Origin of the sequence: Vibrio sp. 1641 (assembly GCF_033339995.1) — a bacterium.
GTDB classification, from domain to species: Bacteria; Pseudomonadota; Gammaproteobacteria; order Enterobacterales; family Vibrionaceae; genus Vibrio; species Vibrio alginolyticus.
Genome location: NZ_JAWOVP010000003.1, coordinates 21,008 through 47,234, shown reverse-complemented (window position 1 = coordinate 47,234; position 26,227 = coordinate 21,008). Strand labels below are relative to the sequence as shown.

At 44.5% G+C, this 26,227-nt stretch carries 23 protein-coding genes; 5 read left to right on the top strand and 18 right to left on the bottom strand.

Annotation, left to right across the window (positions count from 1 at the left end; genetic code table 11):
- Positions 1–40 precede the first annotated feature (40 nt).
- The 4 genes from R7Z47_RS08085 to R7Z47_RS08070 all read left to right on the top strand — a co-directional run bounded on the left by R7Z47_RS08085 (position 41) and on the right by R7Z47_RS08070 (position 3,694).
- The gene (locus R7Z47_RS08085) at positions 41–520 is read left to right on the top strand and encodes an outer membrane beta-barrel protein (RefSeq protein WP_021033871.1); all 480 of its coding nucleotides are present in this window, start codon (positions 41–43) and stop codon (positions 518–520) included.
- Positions 521–719: 199 nt separating this feature from the next.
- Positions 720–1,235 carry an outer membrane beta-barrel protein gene (locus R7Z47_RS08080; protein ID WP_005377661.1) on the top strand — a complete coding sequence of 172 codons (516 nt, stop codon included), beginning with the start codon at positions 720–722 and terminating at the stop codon, positions 1,233–1,235.
- 362 nt (positions 1,236–1,597) lie between these two features.
- A complete protein-coding gene (locus R7Z47_RS08075) occupies positions 1,598–3,178 on the top strand; it encodes a BCCT family transporter (RefSeq protein ID WP_005377659.1) in 1,581 nt (526 codons plus the stop codon).
- A 126-nt stretch (positions 3,179–3,304) separates the two neighbouring features.
- On the top strand, positions 3,305–3,694 hold the full coding sequence (locus R7Z47_RS08070) for an AAA family ATPase (RefSeq protein WP_151514762.1): 390 nt from the start codon (positions 3,305–3,307) through the stop codon (positions 3,692–3,694).
- 19 nt (positions 3,695–3,713) lie between these two features.
- Here R7Z47_RS08070 and R7Z47_RS08065 read toward each other — a convergent pair whose 3' ends face one another.
- From R7Z47_RS08065 to R7Z47_RS07990, 16 genes are all read right to left on the bottom strand, one after another.
- The gene (locus R7Z47_RS08065; protein WP_301615056.1) at positions 3,714–4,352 is read right to left on the bottom strand and encodes a sugar transferase; all 639 of its coding nucleotides are present in this window, start codon (positions 4,350–4,352) and stop codon (positions 3,714–3,716) included.
- Positions 4,353–4,362: 10 nt separating this feature from the next.
- Positions 4,363–5,553 carry a glycosyltransferase family 2 protein gene (locus tag R7Z47_RS08060; RefSeq protein ID WP_262606550.1) on the bottom strand — a complete coding sequence of 397 codons (1,191 nt, stop codon included), beginning with the start codon at positions 5,551–5,553 and terminating at the stop codon, positions 4,363–4,365.
- A complete protein-coding gene (locus R7Z47_RS08055; RefSeq protein WP_262606549.1) occupies positions 5,546–6,664 on the bottom strand; it encodes a glycosyltransferase in 1,119 nt (372 codons plus the stop codon). The genes R7Z47_RS08060 and R7Z47_RS08055 overlap by 8 nt, the downstream gene beginning before the upstream one ends.
- A 221-nt stretch (positions 6,665–6,885) precedes the next feature.
- A complete protein-coding gene (locus R7Z47_RS08050) occupies positions 6,886–8,319 on the bottom strand; it encodes a GumC family protein (RefSeq protein ID WP_005377649.1) in 1,434 nt (477 codons plus the stop codon).
- Entirely contained in the window at positions 8,316–9,440 is a 1,125-nt protein-coding gene (locus tag R7Z47_RS08045) for a glycosyltransferase (protein ID WP_262606548.1), read from the bottom strand. Before R7Z47_RS08045 ends, R7Z47_RS08050 begins: the two co-directional genes overlap by 4 nt.
- A 115-nt stretch (positions 9,441–9,555) precedes the next feature.
- A complete protein-coding gene (locus tag R7Z47_RS08040) occupies positions 9,556–10,920 on the bottom strand; it encodes an O-antigen ligase family protein (RefSeq protein ID WP_005377645.1) in 1,365 nt (454 codons plus the stop codon).
- A complete protein-coding gene (locus tag R7Z47_RS08035) occupies positions 10,917–12,347 on the bottom strand; it encodes a lipopolysaccharide biosynthesis protein (protein ID WP_213906447.1) in 1,431 nt (476 codons plus the stop codon). The genes R7Z47_RS08040 and R7Z47_RS08035 overlap by 4 nt, the downstream gene beginning before the upstream one ends.
- Positions 12,340–13,512 carry a glycosyltransferase gene (locus R7Z47_RS08030; RefSeq protein ID WP_318129959.1) on the bottom strand — a complete coding sequence of 391 codons (1,173 nt, stop codon included), beginning with the start codon at positions 13,510–13,512 and terminating at the stop codon, positions 12,340–12,342. Before R7Z47_RS08030 ends, R7Z47_RS08035 begins: the two co-directional genes overlap by 8 nt.
- Positions 13,513–13,523: 11 nt before the next feature.
- The gene (locus tag R7Z47_RS08025) at positions 13,524–14,708 is read right to left on the bottom strand and encodes a glycosyltransferase (protein ID WP_213906445.1); all 1,185 of its coding nucleotides are present in this window, start codon (positions 14,706–14,708) and stop codon (positions 13,524–13,526) included.
- 144 nt (positions 14,709–14,852) lie between these two features.
- Entirely contained in the window at positions 14,853–15,923 is a 1,071-nt protein-coding gene (locus R7Z47_RS08020) for a glycosyltransferase family 4 protein (protein WP_137281981.1), read from the bottom strand.
- Complete coding sequence (locus R7Z47_RS08015; RefSeq protein ID WP_065274521.1) at positions 15,898–17,424, bottom strand: sigma-54-dependent transcriptional regulator; 1,527 nt, start codon at positions 17,422–17,424, stop codon at positions 15,898–15,900. The genes R7Z47_RS08020 and R7Z47_RS08015 overlap by 26 nt, the downstream gene beginning before the upstream one ends.
- A 308-nt stretch (positions 17,425–17,732) precedes the next feature.
- Complete coding sequence (locus R7Z47_RS08010; protein WP_005377636.1) at positions 17,733–18,113, bottom strand: Hpt domain-containing protein; 381 nt, start codon at positions 18,111–18,113, stop codon at positions 17,733–17,735.
- Positions 18,114–18,124: 11 nt separating this feature from the next.
- On the bottom strand, positions 18,125–18,811 hold the full coding sequence (locus tag R7Z47_RS08005; RefSeq protein WP_017820661.1) for an AAA family ATPase: 687 nt from the start codon (positions 18,809–18,811) through the stop codon (positions 18,125–18,127).
- Positions 18,811–20,913 carry an SLBB domain-containing protein gene (locus tag R7Z47_RS08000; protein WP_136977087.1) on the bottom strand — a complete coding sequence of 701 codons (2,103 nt, stop codon included), beginning with the start codon at positions 20,911–20,913 and terminating at the stop codon, positions 18,811–18,813. The genes R7Z47_RS08005 and R7Z47_RS08000 overlap by 1 nt, the downstream gene beginning before the upstream one ends.
- Entirely contained in the window at positions 20,910–21,776 is an 867-nt protein-coding gene (locus tag R7Z47_RS07995) for an OmpA family protein (RefSeq protein ID WP_136977088.1), read from the bottom strand. Before R7Z47_RS07995 ends, R7Z47_RS08000 begins: the two co-directional genes overlap by 4 nt.
- A gap of 26 nt (positions 21,777–21,802) precedes the next feature.
- Positions 21,803–22,123, bottom strand: a complete 321-nt coding sequence (locus R7Z47_RS07990; protein WP_017634929.1) for an STAS domain-containing protein — start codon at positions 22,121–22,123, stop codon at positions 21,803–21,805.
- 421 nt (positions 22,124–22,544) lie between these two features.
- Here R7Z47_RS07990 and R7Z47_RS07985 point away from each other — a divergent pair, with 421 nt between their 5' ends.
- A complete protein-coding gene (locus R7Z47_RS07985) occupies positions 22,545–23,390 on the top strand; it encodes a DNA ligase (protein ID WP_086046755.1) in 846 nt (281 codons plus the stop codon).
- 15 nt (positions 23,391–23,405) lie between these two features.
- On the opposite strand, the gene R7Z47_RS07980 is transcribed toward R7Z47_RS07985, so the two are convergent.
- Together R7Z47_RS07980 and R7Z47_RS07975 are read right to left on the bottom strand one after the other, a co-directional pair.
- Positions 23,406–24,404 (bottom strand): DUF3080 domain-containing protein, encoded by a 999-nt coding sequence (locus R7Z47_RS07980; RefSeq protein WP_318129957.1) that lies wholly within the window; start codon positions 24,402–24,404, stop codon positions 23,406–23,408.
- A 136-nt stretch (positions 24,405–24,540) separates the two neighbouring features.
- Positions 24,541–25,911 (bottom strand): MATE family efflux transporter, encoded by a 1,371-nt coding sequence (locus tag R7Z47_RS07975; RefSeq protein WP_318129956.1) that lies wholly within the window; start codon positions 25,909–25,911, stop codon positions 24,541–24,543.
- Positions 25,912–26,227 lie beyond the last annotated feature (316 nt).

The following is a 26,227-nucleotide window of genomic DNA, read 5'->3' as shown; positions in this document are numbered from 1 at the left end:
GTTATGCAGACGTGGGAATAATAAAGAGTAAAGGTAGATGATGAAAAAAACTCTATTAGCAGTGGCGCTACTTGGCGCATCTTCTGCGGCAATGGCGGATTCTTGGATTTACGGTGGTGCAACAGTAGGTCAGTCTGACTACAAAGGTGAAACGGACACATCATACTCTGTTCACGTTGGTACAGGCATTCTACCTATCATTGGTGTTGAAGCTGGTGTAACACAACACGGTGAGTTCAACGTAAATGGTCAAGACACTAAGCTAACTTCTTACTACGCAGCACTTAAGCCAAGCATCGACTTCGGTCCGCTACACGTGTACGCAAAAGGTGGTTTCCATCAGTGGGACAAAAAAGTGAAAGGCGGCAAAGACGATGACGATTTGGACCTAATGTACGGTGTGGGTGCTGAGTACTTCATTTTTGGCCCAATGTCTGTTGGTGCTAGCTACATGAACTACACTGCTGGCAAAGACGATATCAGCACGTTCTCTGTTAACGCAACACTACATTTCCTATAAGCGTCAAGCTTTCTAACACCATATGAAACACACCGGCTTTATGTCGGTGTTTTTTTGTCTGGAAGTCACAAAACAAAAGTTGAACATAAATTATTCACTTTTAGAGTCTTAAAATGCCTATGCTTTCCAATATATAGTGGCGATTAAATGCGCATATTTGCGTAATGTTTCGCTTAGGAATCGATCAGGAAGGGATAGTATGAAAAAAACACTCTCGTTATTCGCTCTAACGTTGTGCTCAACGTCAGCAATGGCTGACTCTTGGATTTACGCTGGTGGTCAAATTGGTCAGTCCGATATCGACAGCGAAAATGATACAACTTATGGTATTCATGTCGGTACTGGTATTTTGCCATTCATTGGCATTGAAGCAGGCTACTTTAACCACGGCAAAGTGGATTTATCTTTGAGTGGCAGCAGGGGTAGTGCTGATTTTGATTCATTCTATTTAGCGGCGAAACCTAGTATCGACTTCGGCCCGTTACACGTTTACGCAAAAGGCGGCATCAATGCATTCAACGTTGATTATGACGGCGGACTGAGAAACTTAGACAAAGATGATGGCGTCTCTTACATGTATGGTGTTGGTGCCGAATACTTCTTGCTTGACAATGTGTCTGTGGGCGCGAGTTATCAAGCGTTTGGCGTGGATATTGAAGGCGATAGCGATACCGTTAGCAGCGTAACAGGGAACATCACCTTCCATTTCTTATAACGCTCGCTGGATGAAAGGTTTGCTGATTTGGTTTCGTCGTTAATTGTGAAACCAAATCAGCGCAGGTCTTCTCTATTTGCGCTGTGACTGGCTATGAACTTAAGTCTTTCTTGTGTCTTTTCTAGTCTACAACCTACGACAAAATCAATCGTTAGACCTCATAATTTTTGTGTTGATATTATTTTCCCTTCATCTGTCTCGAATTGAGCTTAAAATGCAATAAATCACGACTTTTTGCAAAAATATGTGATTGCTGCTAAAATTTGTCCCGCTTTAAAACTTTAGAGTTCAAATTAATGGAGGGCGGTATTGGAGTTCTTCTCACCTGAGGGGCGTTTCAAATTCACGTTAAATTTGTATTTATGGATAATGCATTTAAAAAATATAGTATTGATACAACCGATTATCAGGTTGGACAGGATAACGTTCAAAAGTGGGGATTCGATATACATAACCCGGTTTTTGGCATTAGTGCGGGGCTCGTTGTTTTCTGTCTGATTTCACTTCTTCTTGTTGAGCCAACCACTGCTCGTGACGTATTAAACGGTCTAAAAAACGGAATTATCGAACAGTTTGATGCGTTTTTTATGTGGTCGACAAACTTCTTCTTATTGTTCGCCGTTGCTCTTCTTTTTTCTCCGCTAGGTAAAATCCGCTTAGGTGGCAAAGAAGCAACGCCGGATCACTCAACCGTTTCTTGGTTGTCGATGCTTTTCGCCGCGGGTATGGGTATTGGTCTTCTGTTCTGGAGTGTGGCTGAGCCGACCGCGTATTTCACTGATTGGTGGGGAATGCCACTTAACGCAGTACCATACACCGAAGAAGCAAAATCCCTTGCGATGGGTGCCACTATGTTCCACTGGGGTGTGCATGGTTGGAGTATTTACGCACTCGTTGCACTAGCATTAGCGTTTTTTGCCTTTAACAAAGGTTTACCACTTTCATTGCGCGCGGCGTTCTATCCAATTTTTGGTGACCGTGCATGGGGTTGGTTAGGTCACGTTATTGATATCCTTGCCGTTTTGTCGACGCTATTTGGTCTTGCAACGTCGCTAGGTCTAGGTGCTCAGCAGGCGACCAGTGGTATTAACCATGTCTTTGGTCTAGAAGGCGGCATTGGTACACAAATGATTGTGATCACCTTCGTTACCTTTATCGCGGTGTTATCAGTGATTCGTGGCATTGATGGTGGTGTTAAGCTACTGAGTAACGTCAATATGGTGGTTGCGTTTGCGCTGCTTATTTTCATTACCTTCATCACGTTTGATACGGCGTGGAGCTCGCTACGCGACACAACAATGGCTTACATTGAAAATATTATTCCATTGAGTAACCCTCACGGTCGTGAAGATGAAACTTGGATGCACGGCTGGACGGTATTCTACTGGGCTTGGTGGGTATCTTGGTCACCGTTTGTTGGTATGTTTATCGCGCGTGTGTCTAAAGGTCGTACGGTTCGAGAATTCTTATTCGCAGTCATCGTTATTCCTACAGTTGTTACTTTGATTTGGATGTCTGTGTTTGGTGGTATCGCGCTTGACCAAGTGGTGAATAAAGTTGGTGAGCTAGGTGCAAATGGCCTAACTGATATTTCATTGACTCTGTTCCATGTTTACGATGCGCTTCCGTATAGCTCAGTGATTTCAATGCTTTCTATCGTGCTGATTCTGGTATTCTTTATTACATCGTCAGACTCTGGCTCGCTGGTTATCGATAGTATTACCGCCGGTGGTAAGATTGATGCACCAGTACCGCAACGCATTTTCTGGGCGTGTATTGAAGGTGCAATTGCAGCCGTAATGCTTTGGGTTGGTGGTAAAGAAGCCCTGCAAGCATTGCAATCAGGCGTTGTTGCAACAGGATTACCGTTTACTTTTGTTCTGCTGTTGATGTGTGTCAGTTTGGTGAAAGGGTTAAGAACTGAACTGCCAGCTTACAAATAAATACAACGCGATCCATGATTGAGTTTAAATGCCGAGCCTTATGTGCTCGGCATTTTTTATTTCTACTTTTCTTTTCCAATAATTTCGTTACAGTTTAGGCTTATTTCCACCTCATTAAACTGCATTATGTCACTGGCTAAACTCATTCTTATTCGTGGACTTCCGGGTTCAGGTAAAACAACCTTAGCAAAACAACTGGCAATAGAGCTTGGTGCTAAGCATTTTGAAGCTGACATGTATTTTGAAAATGATGAAGGTGATTATCACTTTGAACCGGTTCAATTACCTCAAGCGCATGAGTGGTGTTTTCAGCAAACTAGAAAGTGGTTGAACAAAGGGAAAGTCGTGATTGTGAGCAATACGTTTGTTCGACATTGGGAGATGAAGCGTTACATGGACTACTGCATGAAGAAGCGCATCGAGGTGGAAATTAAAGTGTGTCACGGAGCGTATCAAAGCATTCATGACGTGCCACCAGCGACGATAGAAAAGATGCGCCGCCAGTGGCAAGAGTGACTGTTACCAGAACCGGAAGCTATTGACCTCGTCCGTCAATCATCACAACGAATGTTTTGCTCATGATTGAAAGGTCCATTGAAATCCAAGAGTAAAACGAACCTAAGCTTAGTGCGTAACTGTGGTCAAACCCAACTTTGCGTCTTACATCTTCAATGCATGCATCATAGCCTTGGTTAACCTGAGCTAAGCCTGTGATACCTGGTAACACGCCATATGTGCGCTCTACAAAATAGGGGATTTCATCTTCCAATTTCTGGTAGAAAGCTGGGCGTTCTGGGCGCGGCCCAATCATCGACATTTCACCTCTCAACACATTAAACAGTTGAGGTAGTTCATCTAAACGCGTTTTGCGTAAAAAGCGTCCTACTGGCGTGATGCGGGGATCATTTTCAGTTGCCCATACTGCGCCAGAGCGTTGCTCTGCATCAATATACATGGTGCGAAACTTCATGATTTGAAAAAGATCCATTTTTTCTGGTGTACAGCGCCCAACACGCAGTTGACGATAGATCACTGGGCCTTTCGATGTGACTTTTATAGCTAGCGCGATAAATGGGAATAGCGGTGCAGTGACGAGCAAAATAAACATTGCAACCAGTACATCAAACGTTCTTTTCGCGTGGCATACATTTGAATCGTAGCGTGAGTTTTTCATGATGCTTTCCTTATTGGTTGACGCGTTTCCAACGTCCATTTTCCATTCCGAGTAAATACTTCATACCGCCGATAAAGTTAGCGAGATGACCAATGACGATGTAGCTAATCAGCTTAAAAGGTTTAATTGTGTTAAGTGCTGGCATCAAGTAAGTGATAAGCGCGATGCTATAAATGCCAACTTGAGCGAACAGCATTACTTGAAACAGCGGATTGTGTGCCAGTAGTAGTGAGCAAATAAAGCAAACAATCATCAAATAGGGTGTTGCTAAGCGCAGAACCTTTCCCGATAGAAATGCAAAGGCAGTGCCACGATAACGAGGTAGCAGTAATTGCTTTAATTGCATGAGCTGCTGCATGTTACCTGCTGAAATTCTTAGGCGCCGCTTGAAATCTGCGTTGTCTGAGCTCTGTTCTAGTTCAAGAGCCAGCATGTTTGGCTCGTAAATAGCGCTATAGCCTCGCAAAACGATTCTCATAGGGAGAATAAAGTCGTCATTAATGGTGCTAACTTCCAGTGGTTCAAATAAGTGAGTTCTGAAAGTGTAAAACGCACCGTGGGAACCAATCGTTGAACCTAACAAGGATTCTTGGTGCTTTACTCGAGACTGGTATTGCCAATACGCCGCTTCACCTTGGTTATTAGTGCTCATTATTTGATATGTTGCGTTAACCACTCCAACGTTCTCATTTTGATAATGCTGACTAGCTAGCAACAGAGAATCGCAAGAAATCAATGCCGACGTGTCACTCAGTGCGGTAATGTCCGAGCTAACATGACGCATTTCTTCGTTGAGTAGGGCAACTTTACCGCGATTGATTTGGTGATCATTAATAATGAACAGAGTATCAGAGCAGATTGCTTCTTGAATTGTCGCTTGAGCAATCTCGGCTGTGTTATCTGTGCAGCCATCACATGCGATCACTACTCTTAACTTATCCCTTGGGTAATCTAGGCTCGCAAGGTTACGGATCTTCTCTGCTATCCATTGTTCTTCATTGTAGGCGGGCACGATGACAGTAATAGAGGGTAGCTGGCTGTCTGTTTTGGAGGCTTTGTAAGCTCGCTCTACAAATGGTGCTTTGGTTTCGTCTTGCTGTTTTAAAGGAAGCCACTTAAGGAGCAGTGGATACCCAACGTGATGATAGACAATCAAAAACGCGGATAAACCAAACCCTATAATCCAAAGTAAATCATTCATAGCTAGCCTCCTTGGCCAAACGTGAGTAGCGACTCACCATGTCTCTGATATCAAAGTGTTTGAGAATAAAAGTTCGAGGAGAATGGTGTGATGATTCCAGTTGCTGTGATAACGCTTCGGCCAACGAAAACACGCGATTTGCTTCAACCAGTGTGCTGTTGTTCGGACAGAGCGTCTCTTTCACGCCGCCAACATCCGTCGCGACGCAAGGAATGTCACATGCTTGAGCCTCGAGGGTTGAGAGAGGAAAGCCCTCTTGAAGTGATGGTAAGCAAAACAAGTCTAGGCTTTGGTAAAAGCTGGGCATATCGTCCACCAAACCTAAAAAGGTTACTCGATCTTCAAGTTTTAACGTTCTAACTTGTGCTTCCAATTGAGTTCGCTGAGAACCATCACCGGCTATTGCTAGGTGTGTGTTTGGCGCAAGATGAGAGAAGGCTTCGATAAGCACTTTATGGCCTTTAACTGCTTCTAGACGCCCGGCAACGCCAATCACGATTTTGTCGGTTGGAAGTTCAAACAAGTGTCTTGTTGCCGTTTGGTCACCGCTTTTAAACTTCTGACAGTCAATCCCGTTATGGATAGTACAAACTTTGCGATACTTTAACTTAGTCTGTATTTGATGGGCGACAAAGTTAGCATCGGCAACTACTTGCGGGCGAATCATCGTTAGCAAAAGGGACTGTAGTCGAGCTGATTTTTTGTTATTAAGGTGCCATGCGTCGTGCTCGGTATGAATCACTACAGGTACGTGCGCTAAACGTGCAGCAATACCACCATACAGAAGTGGGCCGATATGATGGGTGTGGACCACGTCTGGTCGCATTCTTTTTATCATTGAAGTCAGCGTAGCGATGGTCTTCCCGCTGAATCCAGGTCTTTTATTAAGAAAGTGTAGTTGACCTTGGTAGGGCAACAGTTTTTGCCAGCCTTGTAGTGCATGTTCTTTGCTTCCTTCTAAGCTCACGACAAAAACGGAATGGTTGGGCTGCGCAAAACGAAGCATTTCTAGTACGAGCGTTTCTAAACCGCCAGGAGCTAAGTGTTGCACGACGTGTAATATCACTTTTTTGCTGTGCTTAGTGTTATTGTGTTTTTGTCTGAATTCCATTTTCAAACCCTCGTTGAGTTCGTTGTTTATTTAGGAATTGCAGACTGCGTGCCAAAAAATTAATCATTTAAAAACAATAAGTTAATATTGATGCTTGTGAGGCTTTATGTTTATTCTCAATTTGAGATTCATATTAGTGGACATGCTATGAGGCTGTATAAGGCAGTAGTAAAAGAAAAGCACTCGCAGACCGAGTGCTTGTAAATGAGTTCTTATGGCGGTTAGTTTCCGTACACTACGTTAGGTAAAGTGGTGATGACAGGAACACCAAGGTGTTTTTCTAATGCTCTTTTAGAGCGGATAGAGTTATCGGCTAACTCAAGTATCGTCGCTAATCCAATGCCTAAACCAGCGCCACCAATAAATCCTAAAATGACAAATACAAAACTAGGTAAGTTAGTTGGAATCGTTGGCGTGAACGGTTCATCAATGATTTTTACGCGCTTATTCTCTTCAAACTCTCCCAAAGAACCCGTTAGTTGGGCCATCTCATAGCGTTCGACGAGTTCATCATACATTTCTCTCTTCACTGCGACGTCACGAGCTAAGCGGTTGATTTCTGTTGCTGTGCTCCCAAATTGGTGCGCATTTCGCTCTAATTCTTGGATCATGTCTCGCAAGCTGTTGGTTTCTTCCGTAAGTGCTTCAAAACGTCCGCGCATCATTTGTAATTGATGTAGTTGGGAGACAAGTAGAGGCTGTGCTTCGCCAAGACTGTTTACTGTGGTATTGCTCGCGATATCCCATAGTTGAGCACTGTTTAGTTCTGGTTGTTTAGAGTTCAAGAGTACCGAGCGTTCCTGCTCCAACCGGTTTAATTCTCGCAACTTACCTTGCACTAAACTATGCGCCTCTGTGTATTTAGCTCGAAGCAGGGTAAGTTCACTACGAATGTCGATGATTTGCTCTTCCAGTTTACCGATAACCGGGTTCGTTTTGGATAGTTGTTGATCCAAACTGCCTAGACTTCGTGAAACACCAGCAAGCTCCGCCTCCTTTTCGGCTAGCGTTTGTTTGAGGCTAGCAAGGCGAGTAAGGCTTTGAGCTTGCATTTCGGGTGTCGCGTCTGAGTAAGTATTTTTATACTCTGCAAAAGCTTGTTCAGCCTTGTCTAGTTCTTCCCTGCGTTTGTTGATATGGATAGTCAAAAAATGACTCGAATCTTTAATCGAAGAACGCTCAGGAGCCAAAAGCTGTTCGACAAAATGCTCTCTGACAGACAGCAGCATCGACTCCATTCCTTCTGATTTACCACTTTGCAATTGAATTTGAATGAAGTCTTTACCGAGTGGCTGAACAGACAGGCGCGACGCGAGATCTTTTATGATGAACTCTTGCTCTTTTGCACTCATCTCGTCATTGATCAACGATTGTTCTTTTGCGACTGAATACAAAACGTGTCGGCTTTTTAGCAGAGTACTGAGTGCGCTCAATCGGTCTTTCAGCATTGTTGAGACGGCAAGGTCTTGAAGGAACGGGTTCATTTTCGCTGTCTCTTGAATAAGCATGCTGGTATGAGCAACATAAGTCGTCGGAACCAGTTTACTTACGATGAAACCCAGCACCGGCAAGACAAGCATAGGAATAACGATCATGTAGCGACGTCTCCAAGCTCCATGTAACAGTACGCTGAGGTTTTCTCTTAAATCGTTCATAGCGCCCTCACTAATTTATCAACTTGGTTGGCTCTTGCTTCCCAGCTTTGCTGTTGAACATATTGCTTTGAGTTTGCCGGGGGTGGGATCAGGTGATCGAGACTGGCGCATACATCTTCGACATTTTGAACTATGTGGAGCATATGCTTGTACGGCATTAATGCAGGAAACGACGTGCTAACAACGGGGGTTCCCGTTGCCAAATACTCAAGAAGCTTGAGGGGGTTACACGCTTTGATTTGAGCGTTATTAACAAAGGGCAACCAACTGGCATCCCAGTGTTGGGAGTAACGTGGCAGAGTGTGATGCGCTCTCGGGCCCAGGTAGTATACGTTGCATCTTTGTGGAAGTGGATTATCACTGAACTCGTTAGGGCCGATGAACACGAGATCCCAGTCAGGCGCTTGGTCTGCGACTTGGGCAATTAAGTCGTAATCTAACCATTCAGACAAACTGCCATAAAAGCCCAGCACTTTGCGACCATTATTAGGAAAATCTTCAGCCTTAGGTGCTGGCTCAGAAAACAGACTAAAGTCGACACCATGAGGCAAAGTGACGGTTTTACCAGATGGAAATTTGGTGGAGAGTGTTTCGCTTGCCGTAAAGATAACGCTGGCCGCATTAACAAGAGTACGTTCGTGCTTGGCCACCGTGTCGTGGTCAACACCAGCTAAAGCGCTAAAGTCATCGCCACAATAGTAAATCAGTCCACGTGGGTTCATTTCTGCACAAAGATCGGCAGCAGTCGGGAGCGACGTCCAAAATACAGGCTTATCAAAACCAAGAGCTTGTAATTGTTTATTGAGTTGGTGTTTCATCATCTTAGCGGCCACTTTTCTTGCTAATGCAGAACTAGGGGCAGGAATGGTGAGCAAGTTGATGATGTGAATGTTTGGGTTTGTTTCAGAGTCCAATGTTGGCTTGTGTGAGCCTACGTTATGAAATACACGAGTGAGTTTGTTTAACGCACGTTGTATGTCTTTAGAATCCAGCTTAGGTTGACGAAGGCCAATGGAGTTCACCCAAAGGATGCGATGGTTCGCTGCTAGTCGCTTGACAATATGCTGAGTGGAAGAGGGTAACCCACCAAAATCTTCTCCAAATACTACGATGTCTGTCATGTGGCTCTCCTTGAGTCTTGGTTATTTGATTACTAATTAAGTGAGTAATCACAATGCGTGCCAAGGAATTAGCCATTTTAAAACAGTGAGTTATGGGTTTTGTTTATGTTTGAAACTAGGATTTCTCATTTTGACAGTCACTTTGAACAATTCGGCTAACGACAACTGTTAATGCCGCTAGAATGTAAATTGGCCAGGTGAAACCTTGAGTCAGAAAAGTGCCTGATACGATGGTACCGATAAGCCCACTTAACACGGCGTTTGCTCCTACAGAGAGGGTGTAATCTGATTTTGGTGTCAACAATGAGATGGAATGCAAAGAGGTGCGGATCAATGACACAATTAAAGTAATGAACACCGCGAGCCCGACAAAACCCGTTTCTGCTAACACGCCAAACCAAGTGCTATGGACGGCGTGGTTGATACCATCCCAGTGTGGGCTGTAGAAATAGTAATTAAAGTAGAAGTTATCTAGACCTACGCCAGTCAACGGGTGATGCAGCGCCATTTTAAATGCCGCTTCCCACGCATAAAGTCGCCCCATCGCAGAGGCATCTATACCATCCTCAGCGGCTCCCCCCGATTCTCGTCCTGAAATACCAGCGAATGCGTAGAGTACGATCGCTGCGATAGCGCCTAATACCAAGACTAATGTTTTGCTTTTGATGTGTTTAAAAGCAAAGTAGGCAAATACAGACAGTGAACCTAGTAACCCCCCGCGGCTCTGCGTCTCAATGATCGCAAAGAACAAAACCAAACAGGTGATAAGGGCAAAGAGCCTGAGATGCTTGGGGGAATGCTTCTCCATCAATTGACTAACGGTAAAGGCAAGGGGAAACATCAGCACTAGTGCCAAATCGTTAGGATCGCCAAGTACTGAACCTATGGATCGTCCTATCGACACGCGCGTCCCTTCAACCAAATCAATGCCATTCGCAGCGTTTTGTAATGCCACTAAGCCAATCAATAATCCGGCGAAAATAATTGCTTTTGACATCTGTGCGAGCTGTGAAGGTTTAGTAATAAGCCAGGTGATGGCCAACGTCATAATGATGATTTTCCAATAGGTGTTTTTGAACACCGTTATTGCGATATCACGACTGGAAGCGAATATGATTCCGATGATCACCAGACCCCAAAATATACACAGCCACTTTAATGAAGGGTGCCAAAAAGCTGTAATCTGGCGGCTTATAAGAAGGTGAAAAGCGAGTGCGGCGAGTGCCCCCAATGATAACAGTAATGGGATCTTGAAGTTATAGATAACAGGAAAGGCTTCGTGAATACGAAAGAATGAAAAAATAACGAACAGTGTGACAAGCCAAAACGTTTGATTGAGAACAAACAGTAACGCGAGTGGTGCGAAACACAACGCAACAATCAAAATGGGATGAGGCATAACAATCCAAAGCAGGCCGATACAGACTGTAATCGTCAGTGCTGCGATGGACTGTTTTGTTCTCACCTTGGTTTCATTCATAACGAGTATCTCTTCACCTGTCCACGCCGTTTCACTATGTATCGAGTGAGAGCATTGAGCGTCTCTTTACTCATGTAGCGAGTGGCTATCCCTGCCAGCAAACTGCATGTCAAAATGCAAATTGCGATGGCGATTCCTATTGATTGTGAAGAGTGAAGCAGGAACAGTGCCACACCGGATATAATCTGTAATAAAACCATCAGACTGAGGTGAAAAGGCAACGTCATACATTGTTGGCCTACTACATAAGTCAGGCCCAACTTACACAGTTGTGCGTAATAAAGCGCAATGAACACCCCATAAATACCCAGAGAAGATAAGCCAAACAGCAAAGCAATCGCAACGCACGCAGAGACGACATTTATACCCAGTAGCCAGCGAGTACGACGCTTGTACAAAATGGAGATGTTAATCAACTCACTCCATTCTTTTAACATGGCGATAGGTAGCAAGAATAAGCTGAATAGTACCGCCTCATGATAGGTTTCTGGCAGTAAGTAGGTGATCATCACCATTGCTAATGTGCCGACCACTACACTCAAACCTGTAATGTAAATCATACCTAAGTGTGTGATGCGCACTGCTTCAGTGCACTTGCGCCCTTCTAAGTAGTTAAATCGACGTGGCATCCACCACATGCCAAACGGCTGCACTAAAATACACATGCCCACTGCAAATTTTACCGCTATCGCGTAAATCCCTAACGTCGCAAGAGAAGTGTTGGCACCAATGAACCAGCGTTCAGCGCCATTGAGACAAAATGCTACTAAACCGGCCATCATCATTGGTAGGCAGTAGTTTAGGTATTGTTTTGCCAATGTCAGCTTAGGAAGGGTGACATTGTAACGGTTAACGATGTGCAGCCAAACAAATTGAGTAATAGCAGCCAACAAGCCCCCCCACAAAACAGAAATAACATGGGGATGAACAGACAGCGCCGCGACGATAAAAATGACCTGAAAAATGGTGGTAGTGACCATGACGTTAAGCAGTGTTCTTGCTTTGTCGTCTTGTGTTCTTAACCAGGCAGTGCCGATTGCAATACTGCCTTCTAGAACGATGGCAAACATAACAATAGCAAATTCGACTCGCGTAAAAGGCGCGGGAATGGGGGCGATTAAAATGATAGTGAGCAAGCTAAGAGCGACGACGCCAGCGATGAGTAAAGCAAGTGAGTACAGCTGGTTTAGTAGGCTTGTGCGCGTATTTTGATCCTTTTCAACGCCGACGAATCGATAAAGCGCTTCATGCAAAGCGAAACTGACAAACAAGGTCGTAACAACACCAAAGGTTGTTAGAAGCTCAAGCTTGCCCATTTGTTCTGGTGAGAGAAAGTGGGGCAATACAGGCAGCATGATTAGGCTGATGCTTTTATTGATCACTAAGGCGATAGCAAATAGCGTCATGTTGGTCATTGCTTTAGACATGATCATATCCTTTGATGTCTCGCGGTGTCTTGAGTGTGCAATCATTGTTGGTAGCAATTTCGGCAGCAAGGTGCTGGGCGATTGGCAAATAACAACGTTCGGCTGTGTATAGTTGAGAAACATTAAGTGCTTCGATACCCATCGTTACTTTCATCCACGGCGATTCATTCAAAAGGCGAATTGCGTTGTGTAGCGAAGCCACATTGTTAGGCGTGTATTTAATACAATTTCGGCCGTGAGTTAACACGCGGTCCCAATAACTATCATCATGTGGAATGACGACACACATACCTGCAGCGAGAGCCTCCAAAATAGATAACCCAAAAGGTTCGTTGATACTGGTGGAAACAAACACACCACACTGTGAACGCAATTCATCTAAGTTGTTTGGGCACTCATGCCATTCAACACCTTGTGTGTTGAAGTCCGGTGTTGAATATTCCACACCTGCCACGTTAGGTTTGATGTAACACACGGTGGATTTGATCTTTTTCGACTCATCAAGTGTTAAAGCATCAAGCAAAAGATCGATGTTCTTCCATTTTAGTAAGCTAGCTGCCCAGAAAACGCGGCTTGAAATCGGATTCGCTTGTTTTGGCCAGCGATCTTTCGATAATCCATTAACAAACGTAGATGTATTCAAACCACACCAATAGCGTTCGGTGGCTGGCTTCTCTGTTTTGAGGTAGGCCTGTAATGCTTCTACCATTGATTCGCGGGTGTTTGCCAAGTAGTAAATTGCCGATGCTTTTACTAAGCAGTAGCCAGCAGATCTCGATCGTCCAATAGGGCCATGAACCATCTGTACCACAGGCTTTTTGCTAATTAATCGTAGTAAGTACAAAGGCATATCATTACTTGGGCAAGATAGGCCCAAAAAGCTATCTATTTTTGGCAGCTTCATGCACGCGTAGAGAAGTTGGAGAAAGTAGTAAGCGTTCATCAACCAGTAGGTCAGTCCATGAGTCGAGTTAAATGGTGATGGTTTTATTTTTATAACTTGCACACGCGGTGTATCACTAAGCAGTGACGCCCAATGCTCTGGATTTGTAGTGAGTAGATAACCAATCATGTTCAGCTTATCGCACTGCTTAAGGAGCTCTGCATTCGCGATTTTGGATCCACCTTGCATTGGGATGGCGTCGAACATCAATACACGTTTCATGACCGGGCTCCTCAATTGATGCTCAACCAGCGTGAAAGAGGCTTCATGCAGTGAGTCATTGGCATTGGTGTAATGGCGTTGTTATTAAGTTCACCTTCGTAAATACGTTCAATAGCGTTGATAGATGCAGTCGTCGTTAAGTTCTGGCTAGCATGTAGGTAAGCGTTTTCCGCCAGCTTGTTTCTTAATGCCGCGTCTTGCATGACTTGTTGAATCGCGTTTAACAGGCTCGCCATTCCACTGTTCTGGTACAGCAATGCAGAGTGATTATGCTCGAACAACTCAGGAATGCCTCCCGTTTTAGGAGCCACGATAGGCAGTTGAGCTAAAGCCGCTTCCCCGAGCACGAGACCAAAGGCCTCTTCATAGGCGCCGCTAATAAAAGCGTCTGCATTACCACACATCCACTCTCCGGCATTGTGTTGCTCCCCGACAAAGTGCACTCGCTCTTGGATACCAAGATCCGCGGCAAGCTGTTGCAATGCTTCTCTTTCTTCGCCGTCACCAACAATAACAAGGTGAGGGTTGTTGTGGTGGTAGTTGTGCATGCGCATTGCGCGAATAAGGCGGTCGAACCCTTTGCGCTTAATCAGCGAACCCACCGACAGAAAGGTAAAGGCCTGTGATGGGATTCCGAGGCGATCTTTAATGTCGATGGGTGTATCCACGCCTTGAAGTGACACGCCGTTGTGTACGACATGAAGTTGGTTTTGTGGGTAGCCGTCCTGAAGAATTTCGCGTCCAACATCTTTGCTAACGCAAATCAATTTTGGAGAGAGGTGAAGTCCGAGAGAGAAGCGATCGCGCAATGTATAATGGCAATGAAGTTGCGTGACAAGTGGTATATGATTCATGCGAGCAGCCAAACACATCCATTGACAAGGGCCGCCGCTATTGACGTGTACCAAGTCGATGTTGTGCTTTTCGATCAATGCTGAGCCTTGTTTGATAAGGATATTCCACCCGCTAATATCCCAGCGTGGAGCGCTCCAACCACCAACCAAATTGAAGGATGAATGTTCCGCTTCAATTCCGAGCGAATGGCACTTATCGATTAATGGTTGGCAGTTTGACCATACGAATGGCTCAAACTTATTGCGGTCGATTCCTGAAATGAGATCCAGAAGCACCACTTCACTGCCGCGAATCCAATTATCACCATAATGAACATATAGAATGCGTTTTGGCGTAGTCATAAGTCACCTCTGTCTCATCATTAATCTGCGTTAACTGCTGAGCTGCAATAGAGATGCCAAAATATGCCATTAGTTTATATGATTGAATCTTATATGATATTTATGTTTGGAACTCATCATTCTCATATTGAGAACCAATATGGATTAGTGATCCGTTTCAATTTGATATTTTTGTAGCAATACGGGAATCACACTTTGCGCTGAGAAATCATCAATGATGGTTTGTCGAGCATTCTGGCGAATGAGTGATTGTTGCGCTTCACCAATCGACATCCAGTCATGAAGACATTTAGCAAGAGAGGGAATGTCTTCGACGATAAAACCATTTTTACCCGTTTGGATAATATCTGGAAGACGACCTACACGTAAGCTCATCACGGCAATGCCTCTCGACATGGCTTCAAGCGCCGCCATTGGAAGACCCTCATAACGAGAAGAGATAATAAGTACGCTGATATTTTCCCAAACACCTTCCATATCGGTTTGATGGCCGAAGAAAGTCACATTTGAAGGGGCAGTTTGATTAAGCGACTCTTTTTCTGGGCCATCACCGTACACACTAAACTGTAATGTTGGACAGACCCTCGCTACCTCAATAAATTGATCGGCGCCTTTTTCCTGACTCAATCGGCCGACAAAAGCGATTTCCTGATAGTTGAGTTGACTGTTGGGAATCGAAACAAAGTTATTCAGCAGTTCTGAAGAACAAAAAACTTTGCGCTGAATACTTGGACTGACAGCAAAGCAATGGTCAGATAGGCTGCCTGAGCTTCTATCAAGCCAATCGTATAGCCATAGCTTCCCTGAGGACGATTCACCAGCATGATAAGTTGAAATCAAACGAGGAAACGTTCGGGTGAGCAGTTTGGCGCAGCGCGACAAAATCGACGCTTTATAACCATGGGAGTGAACCACTGAGGGTTGGTGATTGGCGACGGCGCTTGTTAGGTGCTTAATTTTTAAAGCTTTATTGGGCTCGCCAGACAAATAGTTTAAGTAACTCACAGGGATCGCGGCTTCTTTTGCCTTCTGTACAATCTGAGCGGCTGGCGAATACTCAGTGGTTAGCACAACTCGAGCTTTGTTTCCAAAGGCGATTAATCCCCGAGCTAGCTCGATAACGTGACTTTCAATGCCGCCGAATAGACGGCTATCAAGCAAGATCCAAATTTCACCAATGGCAGGTTTATCAAGATTGTTCGAGATTAATTTCATCCGCTTCCCACGCTTGTTTTTTTCGGTAAACCGTAGATGGGCTTAACTCCAGCATGACAGCGGCGTTGAGGACGTTGCCATCACAGTACGCGATTGCGTTTTGAATTGCTTCACGCTCTACTTGCCACATAGGACGAATGGTTCCATCAGCGTTAAAGTACGGTGAGGTAGCAGCAGAGGACGGTGTACCAGGCAGCTCCGCTGCGGTAATCGACGGTTCGACCGCAGAAGGTGAAAGTTCCTCAGTATAAACAGGTGGTGGTGTGATTGGTGCAATGTTTGTTGACTCTTGAGCAACATGCGCAGGCGTCGTTGTTTTCGTCACTTTAGACTTTTTAGTAAGTTGAGCGGGTAGGTGGCTCACCGTGACTTTTTCGTCGTTATTAAGCACCACAATGTTACGTATGATGTTTTGTAGTTGCCTTACATTACCCGGCCATTCGTAATGCTTGATGATATGTTGAGCTTCACTGTCGATTGTTGAGAATTTCTTTTTGTCCTGTTTGGCGTAAGTGGTCAAGAAGTGCTTGGCAAGCGTGACGATGTCACTTCCTCGTTCACGTAATGGGGGCATATCGATAGGTATAACGTGCACACGGTAGTATAAGTCTTCACGAAAACGACCTTCTTCTACTTCTGTTAATGGATCTCGGTTAGTGGCACAAATGATTCTCACATCTACTTTCATTTCTCGAGTGCCACCAAGAGGGGTGTAAGTGCCCGTTTGTAGAAAACGGAGCAACTTCTTTTGCATCTCAAGTTCCATTTCACACAGCTCATCAAGAAAAAGCGTACCACCATGTGCCAGCGTCGCCGCACCTTTTCGATCTGTTGTTGCTCCAGTAAAGGCCCCTTTAACGTGACCAAAAATCTCACTTTCCATCAAATCTCGTGGAATAGCCCCACAGTTAATTGCAATAAAAGGCTTGTCTTTACGGTCGCTCTGGCGGTGGACGGCTTCAGCACAAACTTCTTTACCTGTGCCGCTTTCTCCCACAATAAACACACTGGCAGAAGTTGGCGCAACAGCATCAATGGTCTTGTATACCGCCTGCATCGGGAGGCTTGAACCGATGAATCCGTGATAGTTGTGGCGATCAAACTTGGACTGAATATTTTCCACCAAATCTTCCAATTTGGCGCGTTTGAGGTGCAATGCGACTGATGTTTTTAGGCGATCAGCGTTTATGGGCTTTTCTAAGAAATCTTCCGCACCTTTTTGAATTAGATTAACGGCTAAGTCGACGCTGCCGTGTGCCGTAGCAATAATAACGGACGTAGGAATGTCATTCTGGTTGATCCAATCCAACACGTCTTCGCCAGACATGTCGGGCAGTTTCAAATCGAGAATGATGAGCTGAGGTTTGCTTCTTTCAATAAATTGAATCGCTTCGCGACCTGTCTCGACATGAAAAATGTCATAAGGTTCGTCTTTCACATACTGCTTATAAAGTATGGCTAGTGAAGTAGAGTCCTCTACCAGTAACACCCTTGGTCTCATAGTCCCATCCCAACGTAGTTTGTTTCATTTTTTATGATTTTTGTCAGCACTACTATTTGGCATTATGAGTGGTTTATAGCTCTCTAGTGCTGAAAATTCTCAATTTGAGAAAAGCGTTATTTAAGTATTAGCACAAGGTAGGAAATTTGCGAAAAATCCATACTTTTTAATTGATTAAGTTATGCCCAAATAATTTAAAGGTGTGTGGCTTGGCGAGGGTGATTGAATTTGGAGCCTAAATTTCTGAGATGATGTCGGCATCGCGCTTTATCAAACGCGATGCTTCGCTAGGGAGTAAGACACTGATACTACTCAAACCCTTGAGCTTTTCGCTTTTCTAACGCATCAAACGATTCATTGGCGAGTTGCGGAAGTGTTTCACAAAGCTCCAATGCTTTTGGTATTTTTCCTTCGACACAGTACTTCTCAATCATTCTTGCTTGTCTTGAAAGCGTTCGATTGCCTAAAGCGAGAGCAGAACTGCCCAGTGTGTGAACCTCGAACTCTAATGTTTGAAGGTCTTTTGTGCTTAATGCTTGCTCTATTTTCTCCATGCGATCGCGTGACTCTTCGACATAGTGATCAATCAAGGTAGGGATGATTTCGGCGCACGTATCTTTGATCATTTGCTGAAGAATATGCTCATCCACTAATTCTTGCTCGATAGTCAATGTATTATTTATCGTCATAATAGCGCTCCCTATAACATAAACAGTTCGCTTTTTTTAATTTGCTGAGACAGTTTTTCTTTCCACTTTTTTGGTAAGAAACGCAGCTTGGAAACTTGGCGGATTAACTCATCTTTCAGGCTTGGAGTGTGCTTCATGTTCAGTACAGAACCAATCAAGTTCGCATCGCTAGCATCGAGTAGCTTTTTGGCTTGCTCGAGCTGGGTTGCAGTCGTAGAACCATAATGCGCTACTAACAAAGTAGCATCACATACGCCAGCAATCACTTGAGGCGCAATATTGCTTCGGTTGACACTGAGAAGTGGTGATGTATCTATCACGACGCGCTCGTACTGCGTTAACCATTGTGCAATGTTTCGTTTCAGCATTGTTGGGTCTCGGTACGCTAACTGAGTGCTGGCGAGAGATGGAGCAGGGAGGCCGACTAAAGTTTGATGTGTATTCTCTCGTGTGATCAAATGGCCAACCTTCTCGTCATCATCAAATTCGTGAACAGTGTGATAAGCGGGTTTGAACAAGTTAAGGTCTACATACAAAGTATTGTGGCCTGCTAAAACCAAGCGCTCTGCAAGAGATGACGCCACGGAAGTGACACCATCTTCAGATTTACAACCCACAACACAAATCGTTTTGTGGCCTTTCTGTTCACTCTGAAGATAAATTTGCTCAATCTCAGCGTGAGTTGCAGGAATAGTCATTACAACGCTCCTATTAACACGATGGTTGTGGTGATTTGTAAAATATCTCTTAATCCGGCCCTCGCTTTTTCAACAAAGCTTTCGTCTTTATGGGGAATGTAAATTGTGTCGCCTGCGCGAATGACTGGCAGCTCATAAATGTTGGCTGTTTTACTAAAGTTCACCAAATCAAATGTTCGGGCTTGGCCTTGGCAGCAAGACATATTGACCACACTGATCTTTTCAAGGTAGGCATTGTCAGTTGGTCCTCCTGCTTCCGCTAACAGATCAAGCACAGTCATGTTGTCATTGAATACGTATCGCCCTGGGTCTCTTACTTCACCTAATACGCGTACCGTGGACTCTTTTGAACGATCTAACCAGTTTTTGTTTTTTTCTGGAATGTAAATGGTATCACCAGGACGAACGTGGGGCAGAATTGACTCATCGCCTGTTTCAAAGTACATCGATAAATTCAATTTACTTACTTTGGCATAACCTAGGCCTCGGTGTGTGACACGGATGTTGTGAATATCTGCATCCATTGTCGGTCCATCGGCGGCAGATAAAATATCCAGAAAATGCATATCTTCGGTGAAACGATAGCGCCCAGGTGCATTGATTTGCCCGAAAACGTATATCGATGCGTCAGAGCTTTGGCTTACCCATTGCGACTTATTATCGGATGGGTCGTCAGGCAATGCATGTACCCTTACGACTGTACCAGCGGAAACTCGAGGTAGGCTTGATGTTGGTGAGCCATCCAGAATGTATTGGTCTAAGTCAAATTGTGTCATTTGACCGTTATTGGCGACTTCAATTTTGGTGGTATCAGCTCGTCGAGTTGGGCCACCAACGTGTGCAAGCAGATCAATCAAATCCATTTCGTCTGACCACTCGATGCGTCCAGGGCGAACAACTTCTCCCATCACTGCGACCGCTCGACTAGGTGCTACTTTTAACCAAGACTTCTCATTGAAATCGGTTTTCTCCGGCACGAAAATCGCATCTCCTGGTCCAACATTTGGTGGTCTGGCTGAAGATAGTCCTTCTGTATGCGCGGTAAGATCGAATTTGATGACTTTGCCATCGGCTTTTATAACGCGAATTTGGCGAGATTCTGCGTAGCGAGTGGGCCCGCCAGCGTTGGCGAGGATATCCATGAAGCTAGCGCCTTGCTTGCCTTCGTATGCCCCAGGATGAGCGACTTCACCCATCACGTAAACCACATTTGCACCTGCTTTGATTTCTTCTTCCTGTTTTGGGACAAAGATGGTGGCACCTGGCAGGATCTCCGGCAGTAGGCTTTGGTCTCCACTATCAAGGTACTTTTTCAGGTTAAACATGGTTGGGTTATTGTTTGTTATCACGCGAATTTGCTCAACACTGGCATATCGTGTCACGCCGCCAGCTCGCATTACGACATCAACTAGCGTGGTGTTTGGCTTGTATGAGAACGAGCCAGGTGCGTTGACTTCACCAAAGACTTTGATTGCACGAGCGGAATCTGCGCTGTCACCTGAATTCGCGAGTTTTGCTGCATCAAACTCTTGCTCAATATTCCCTACGAGTGGGGAAGCGGGGACAAATAAGACATCCAGTGATTCTAGTTTTGGCAGTTGGCTATTGTCACCCGTATCAAGGAAGCGTTTGTAGTCAAATTCAATGTTTTTATTTCCACGTTTCACGATCATTTTATCAAGCTGAGCCCCAGCGCGCAGGCCGCCAGCTTCGTACACAAACATTTGAATGTTGGACCCAGAAGGTAAGGTATATTCACCGGGTTTGACCACGTAGCCTTGAACGGACACTAACAACTGTTGCTGTTGAATAAAAACTCGAGCGTTGTTAACGTCACGATACACGGTCTTTAGCCTGTCGATAATCACGTCTTGGAGTTGTTGTTCATTGTAGCCGGCCACTAATACAGGGCCGACTTCTGGTAAATTAATTCGTCCACGACGATCAACCTGAAACCCTTGGTTTAACGACGCCTCTCCAGGTAAGTTAATCTGTATTAAATCACCGACCTTAACAGTATTGCTCTCATCCGCTATGGAAGAAGGTACCCACGCGACCAGACACAACAACATTAAGAGGATAAATGGTTTCATCGTGTTCATAGCGCGCCTCCTGCCGTTGGGTTGCGGTTTATTGAGGTATCGCTATCTGAATTAGGGCTAATAACCTCGATGCTTACTCGACGATTAGTTAAACGCACGGCAGATGTTTCACCTTCATAGAGTGGCAGGTTATCTCCGACAGATTTGGTAGTGACTCTCTCTGAAGTGATACCAAATACGGTTAGGTAACGCTTTACTTGTTCCGCACGCGCTTGAGCAAGTTTCTGGTTGTAATCGGGGGTTCCAGTTGCATCCGCATGCCCCGTTACTACAAGAGATAGGTTGGGGTGGTCACGTAAAATGTAGGCTGCTTCTGCCAAATGTCCCATGTACTTCGGGTTGATTTCTGCTGAATCGACAGCAAACTGGTTGTCGATATTAAGTAGTGCATAGATATCCGAGACTATGTTTAGGTCGCTACGTAGTGCTTCAATATCATCGGGCGGTGTGCAAGTGGTTTGGCTCAGTACGTAGTCGAGTTGTTGTTCGAGCTGGTTTAAGCGTCGACGCTGAATCACAAGGTCGTTGGCAGCGTCGAGTAAAAGCCCACCTTCTAACTCGCGCGCAATTCTATTTTGTTTTTCAAGGGCCTGAACAACTGCCGCAGGAAAACACCAGCGCGCGCCCTCTTGGATTAGTGCGTCTAGATGTAACTTGGTCAGTTGCCAATCAAACCTTAACCCATGTTCTGGACCTAAAGGCTCGTCAGGCATCACTGGGGAAAACTGATAATTCTCGATCGAGATATCTTGATAGCTTTCCGCCAAGCCACCTTTCCCGTGTACTGGGTAGTCAAACGACGAACAACCAAACATGCCGACAACAAGACCGCTTACTACATATCGTCGTATAAGATTTACCATGCCAACCTCCGTTTAAACCGGTATTTTTAGTGTCCTTTTGAGTTAACGGGAATGGCATGGTTGATACGAAGCAAGCTCATGATTTCTAAAGGTTGGCCTGATACGTTTTCAATACTCATGCTTCTTTCACGTTCAACTAGACGCTTATATAAGTAAACAATGGCACCAATCCCTGAAGAATCAAGAAATTGGACGTGCTGTAAGTTAATTTCGACTTCTTTGTGATGATTGTTGTGAATTACTTCATCAATGTGATGTTGTGCTTGTCGACAGCCGCTTGCGTCTAAGTCACCAAAAAACTCAATGGCTAACTTGTCTTGATTGATTTCTAGTTTGCGTAATTCCATGACTCTGTCTCCGTTTGTTTTTCTAATTGGATATAGAGCAGGTAACGTGCCAATTTTAAACTATTTAAAAATCAAAAGTTTAAGCGCTGTTGATAATATTGTTCAATTTGAGAAAGGACTGATTCTCAAATTGAGAATCAAAAATGCACAGAGAAATGGTTTGCTTATAAGAGGTGTTGAACCTAAAAAGTCATTAGAGCGGGGGACCTCGTCATGATTAGATTTCAACTCGATTGACGAACCATCCGCCTTAAGTGAATAACGTGTAACGACTAAATGCAAAACCCGTCTAAAGTTTATGATTATCTTTGCAAATTATTACTAATGTTGATTGTTATGAGTCGAAGAACAACTAGTAATAAATAGGTCATCGAGAGGACTTACGTTTCAATAAAGACGATTTTTTGTACAAGGTCTTCTTATGCCATTAAAAATGACATTAATTGCGCTGGCTGTTATGGCAGCGTCTTCACAGCTTCAAGCGGATACGTCTCTCGCACCACCAGTTTCTCTTGCACAAAGCTATCAGGATGGCATTGATGTGTCTGAATATTGGTATAGCGAAAAACTTGATGGTGTTCGCGCTTATTGGACTGGGCAACATCTCGTGACGAGAAATGGTAATCGAATCTACGCCCCAGATTGGTTTACAGGACCTTTACCTGATTATCCGTTGGACGGTGAACTTTGGGCTGGGAGAGGTAACTTCCATCTTGTTCAGCAAACGGTATTAGATAAAACTCCTGTTGAGTCTGCTTGGCGACACATCGACTTTATGATCTTTGATATGCCATATTCCGCTGGTGATTATCGGAAGCGTTATTACAACATCAAAGATTTAGTGCTTGAAGTCGACCAGCCTCATATCAAATATGTCGAGCACCGAGCCATTCAAAATGAAGCTCATCTGTTCACACAGTTGGATAAAATTTCAATATCCGACGGTGAAGGGGTGATGTTGCGGAAGGTATCAAGCCGCTATCAGGCTGGACGCGGTAGTGATTTGCTTAAACTAAAACGATACGCAGATGATGAAGCGTTAGTTGTGGGTTATAAGCCAGGAACAGGGCGCTTATTAGGTATGATGGGAGCAATGTTAGTTCGCTTACCAAATGGCATTGAGTTTTACATCGGTAGCGGATTTACCGATGAAGTGCGTCGCCAGCCTCCGAAAATTGGTTCAACCATTACATTTAGATATAACGGTTTTACACATACTGGTAAACCGCGTTTTGCTCGATTCTTGCGTGAAAGGTTGAAGGAATAGAACGCTCTGCACTTACTAGTTGCCAACGGTTACGCCACATCGTTTGAAGAGACCCTGCCAAAACTGAACGTGGTTTAGGGTTTCTTGCCTAAATGTCCTATGTGCCTCAATGATGCCATACTGGTGACCATGGAGTTGCATACGGTTCTCCACCAAAGTGGCACCATCATTAAGTTGTTGATAGGTACTGTCTAAATAAGCCAAATAAGGTTGCACTTCTTCAACGTAAATGGATTGAAAGACATTTCTTAAGTAGCGGAACTGAGTGGTGTCTCTGTTCGGCCCGCACAATACATTGCTCTGGTTCTGCTCAAGTAGCTGAGTTGTCGCTTTTAACCAAAGGGATGTATTTACCATTGAATAGTAAAGTCGTCCGAGTAAACGAGATTTCTCTAACTCTTCTTGATATTGCGTAACTTCCACATCGGGTAGACGTGAGACGGCGCGGTGGGGTAAATCATACATTTCGCTGAAAATACGATAGACATCGTTAATGCGTGCAATATCATTCGTCGTATTTTGAGATAGCCAATCAGAGGCAGTTAGTTGCTTTTGCATGGCGTCACTTACGAGTAGTAAGTTGTCGAGATGAATGTCTAAATGTTGCCACTTGGTTGCGTAAAGCTCTGCCAATGTCGCGCGTTCTTCATCGCTAAGTGGAAATTCGGATAAACATCGATTCATGACTCTTAAAAGGGCAGTTTGATAATCAAAATCATGAAAGGCATCCTGCACCTTGCCAAGTTGTGAGTTTTTCTCGGCAAGTAAATTAAAGAGTCCGCACTGTCGTAATTGATAGCTCTCTAGCAGGCCAATAGATAGCCTTGGCAATGGCTCGAACAAAACGCGTTTCGCAGGAATCGTTACCGTAGACTGTAGTGTTATTGGAATAGCAGAAACGTCCAATACATTGGCTACACGTTGATGATACTTATCAAACATGGCGTTCTCTGGATTGAACCAGTTATCACAACCATTAAGAAGCAAGATTAAGAACAATAAAATAGACCGCACAAATATCCTTTTTTATAACTTCGTATCCGTTGTCTAGAGAGCAAAATCAACCGCTTCGTAATCTTGTTATAAGTATACTCAACCGTGTGATTATTCGATCAAAAAAGCCAGCGGATGCTGGCTTTTTTTTTACTTTTTATTGAACTGAAAAGTTCAATTGCACTTCTGGCTCTTGGCGATGCATCCAACGCATTCTGACGCCTAACATAAAGGCCGCAGAAGATAGGCCGATGATAAAACCAAGCCAGAAGCCTTGTGCTCCCATTGGCTCAACAATCCAGTCTGTACGGCCAAGGACGTAACCAATTGGCAAGCCAAGAATCCAATAAGCAATAAAAGTACGGTTGAAGATGGCTCGCATGTCTTTATAGCCGCGTAATGCACCAGCTGCGATCACTTGAACCGCATCCGTACATTGATAAACAGCGGCAAACACGAGCAGGTGCATCGCCAGAGTGATGACCTCTGGGTTGCTAGTATAAAGCTCGGCGATCCACTCACGAGACAAGACGGTTAAAATCGCTGTGAGAACGGACAATGCTAGTCCAACCATAATGCCGACTAGTGACGCTACGCGCGCGCCATCTACGTTTTCTTCACCAAGTCGATGGCCGACACGAATGCTTACTGCTGCACCAATACTCATTGGTAGCATAAATACCAACGAGGAGAAGTTAATCGCGACTTGATGCGCTGCCACAATGATAGGACCCAGTGGTGAAACGAGCAGTGCAACGACAGCAAACAGTGTCACTTCAAAAAACAGCGCTGCTGCAACAGGAAAGCCGAGCTTGAATAGACGAACTTGCGCTTTCCATTGTGGGCGATGCCATTCTCCAAATAGGTTGATGCTTTTCAATCGCTCTGATGTCATCACATACAGCAATAGCATGGCAAACATGACCCAGTAAACAATCGTGGTTGCTACACCACAGCCAACACCGCCTAATTCAGGTGCACCAAACTTGCCGTACACGAAAATCCAGTTTAGAGGAATGTTGAGCAGCAAACCGATAAAGCCAATCACCATTGCCGGCTTCGTCAATGACATACCATCCGTAAAGCTTCTAAGCGTTTGGAAAAGTAAAAAAGCGGGTACTGCTAATATAACGGCGTGAATGTATCCCACCGTTTTTTCAGCCATCAGTGCTTCAACATCCATCAGCCCGAGAATAAACTGGGTTTGAAGCAGGACTGCAATTATCGGCACACTGATCAGCAATGCCAAGACGACGCCTTGCTGAATTTCAAACGGGATCTTCACTCTACGACCAGAGCCATTTAACTGTGCGACAACAGGGACCAATGCCATTAATAAACCCACCCCAAACAAAATGGATGGTAGCCAAATACTTGAAGCGACAGAAACCGCAGCCATGTCGGTGGCGCTAACGCCGCCAGCCATTACGGTATCAACAAACCCCATACCAGTTTGAGCGACAGATGCGATCAATACCGGGGTCGCCAATTTGATAAGACTTGATGCTTCTTCTTTATAGCGATGCACGAAAAATACTCCAGAGCGGAACAATAAGTTGAAAGAATGAGAGTACTCGAGGGCAAAAGATGTGGTGAACGGATCTGATGGTTGATTTTAGTCACGATAAGGTGAAAAAATGCCTCGGAGAAACTCCGCGCAAATGATAAACAATTGTATGTTTATATTCCATAGCTAGGTAGTGAATAGTCGATAACAGTGACTGGACGCTCTCCACGCTAAGGATACGCTTTTACTGAGAACAGCAGCGAATCATGGTAATGTTGAAGCATGCATGAGAACAAACCAGTGTTCATTAAGCCGTTGCTTTATCGTCTGCGGTCTT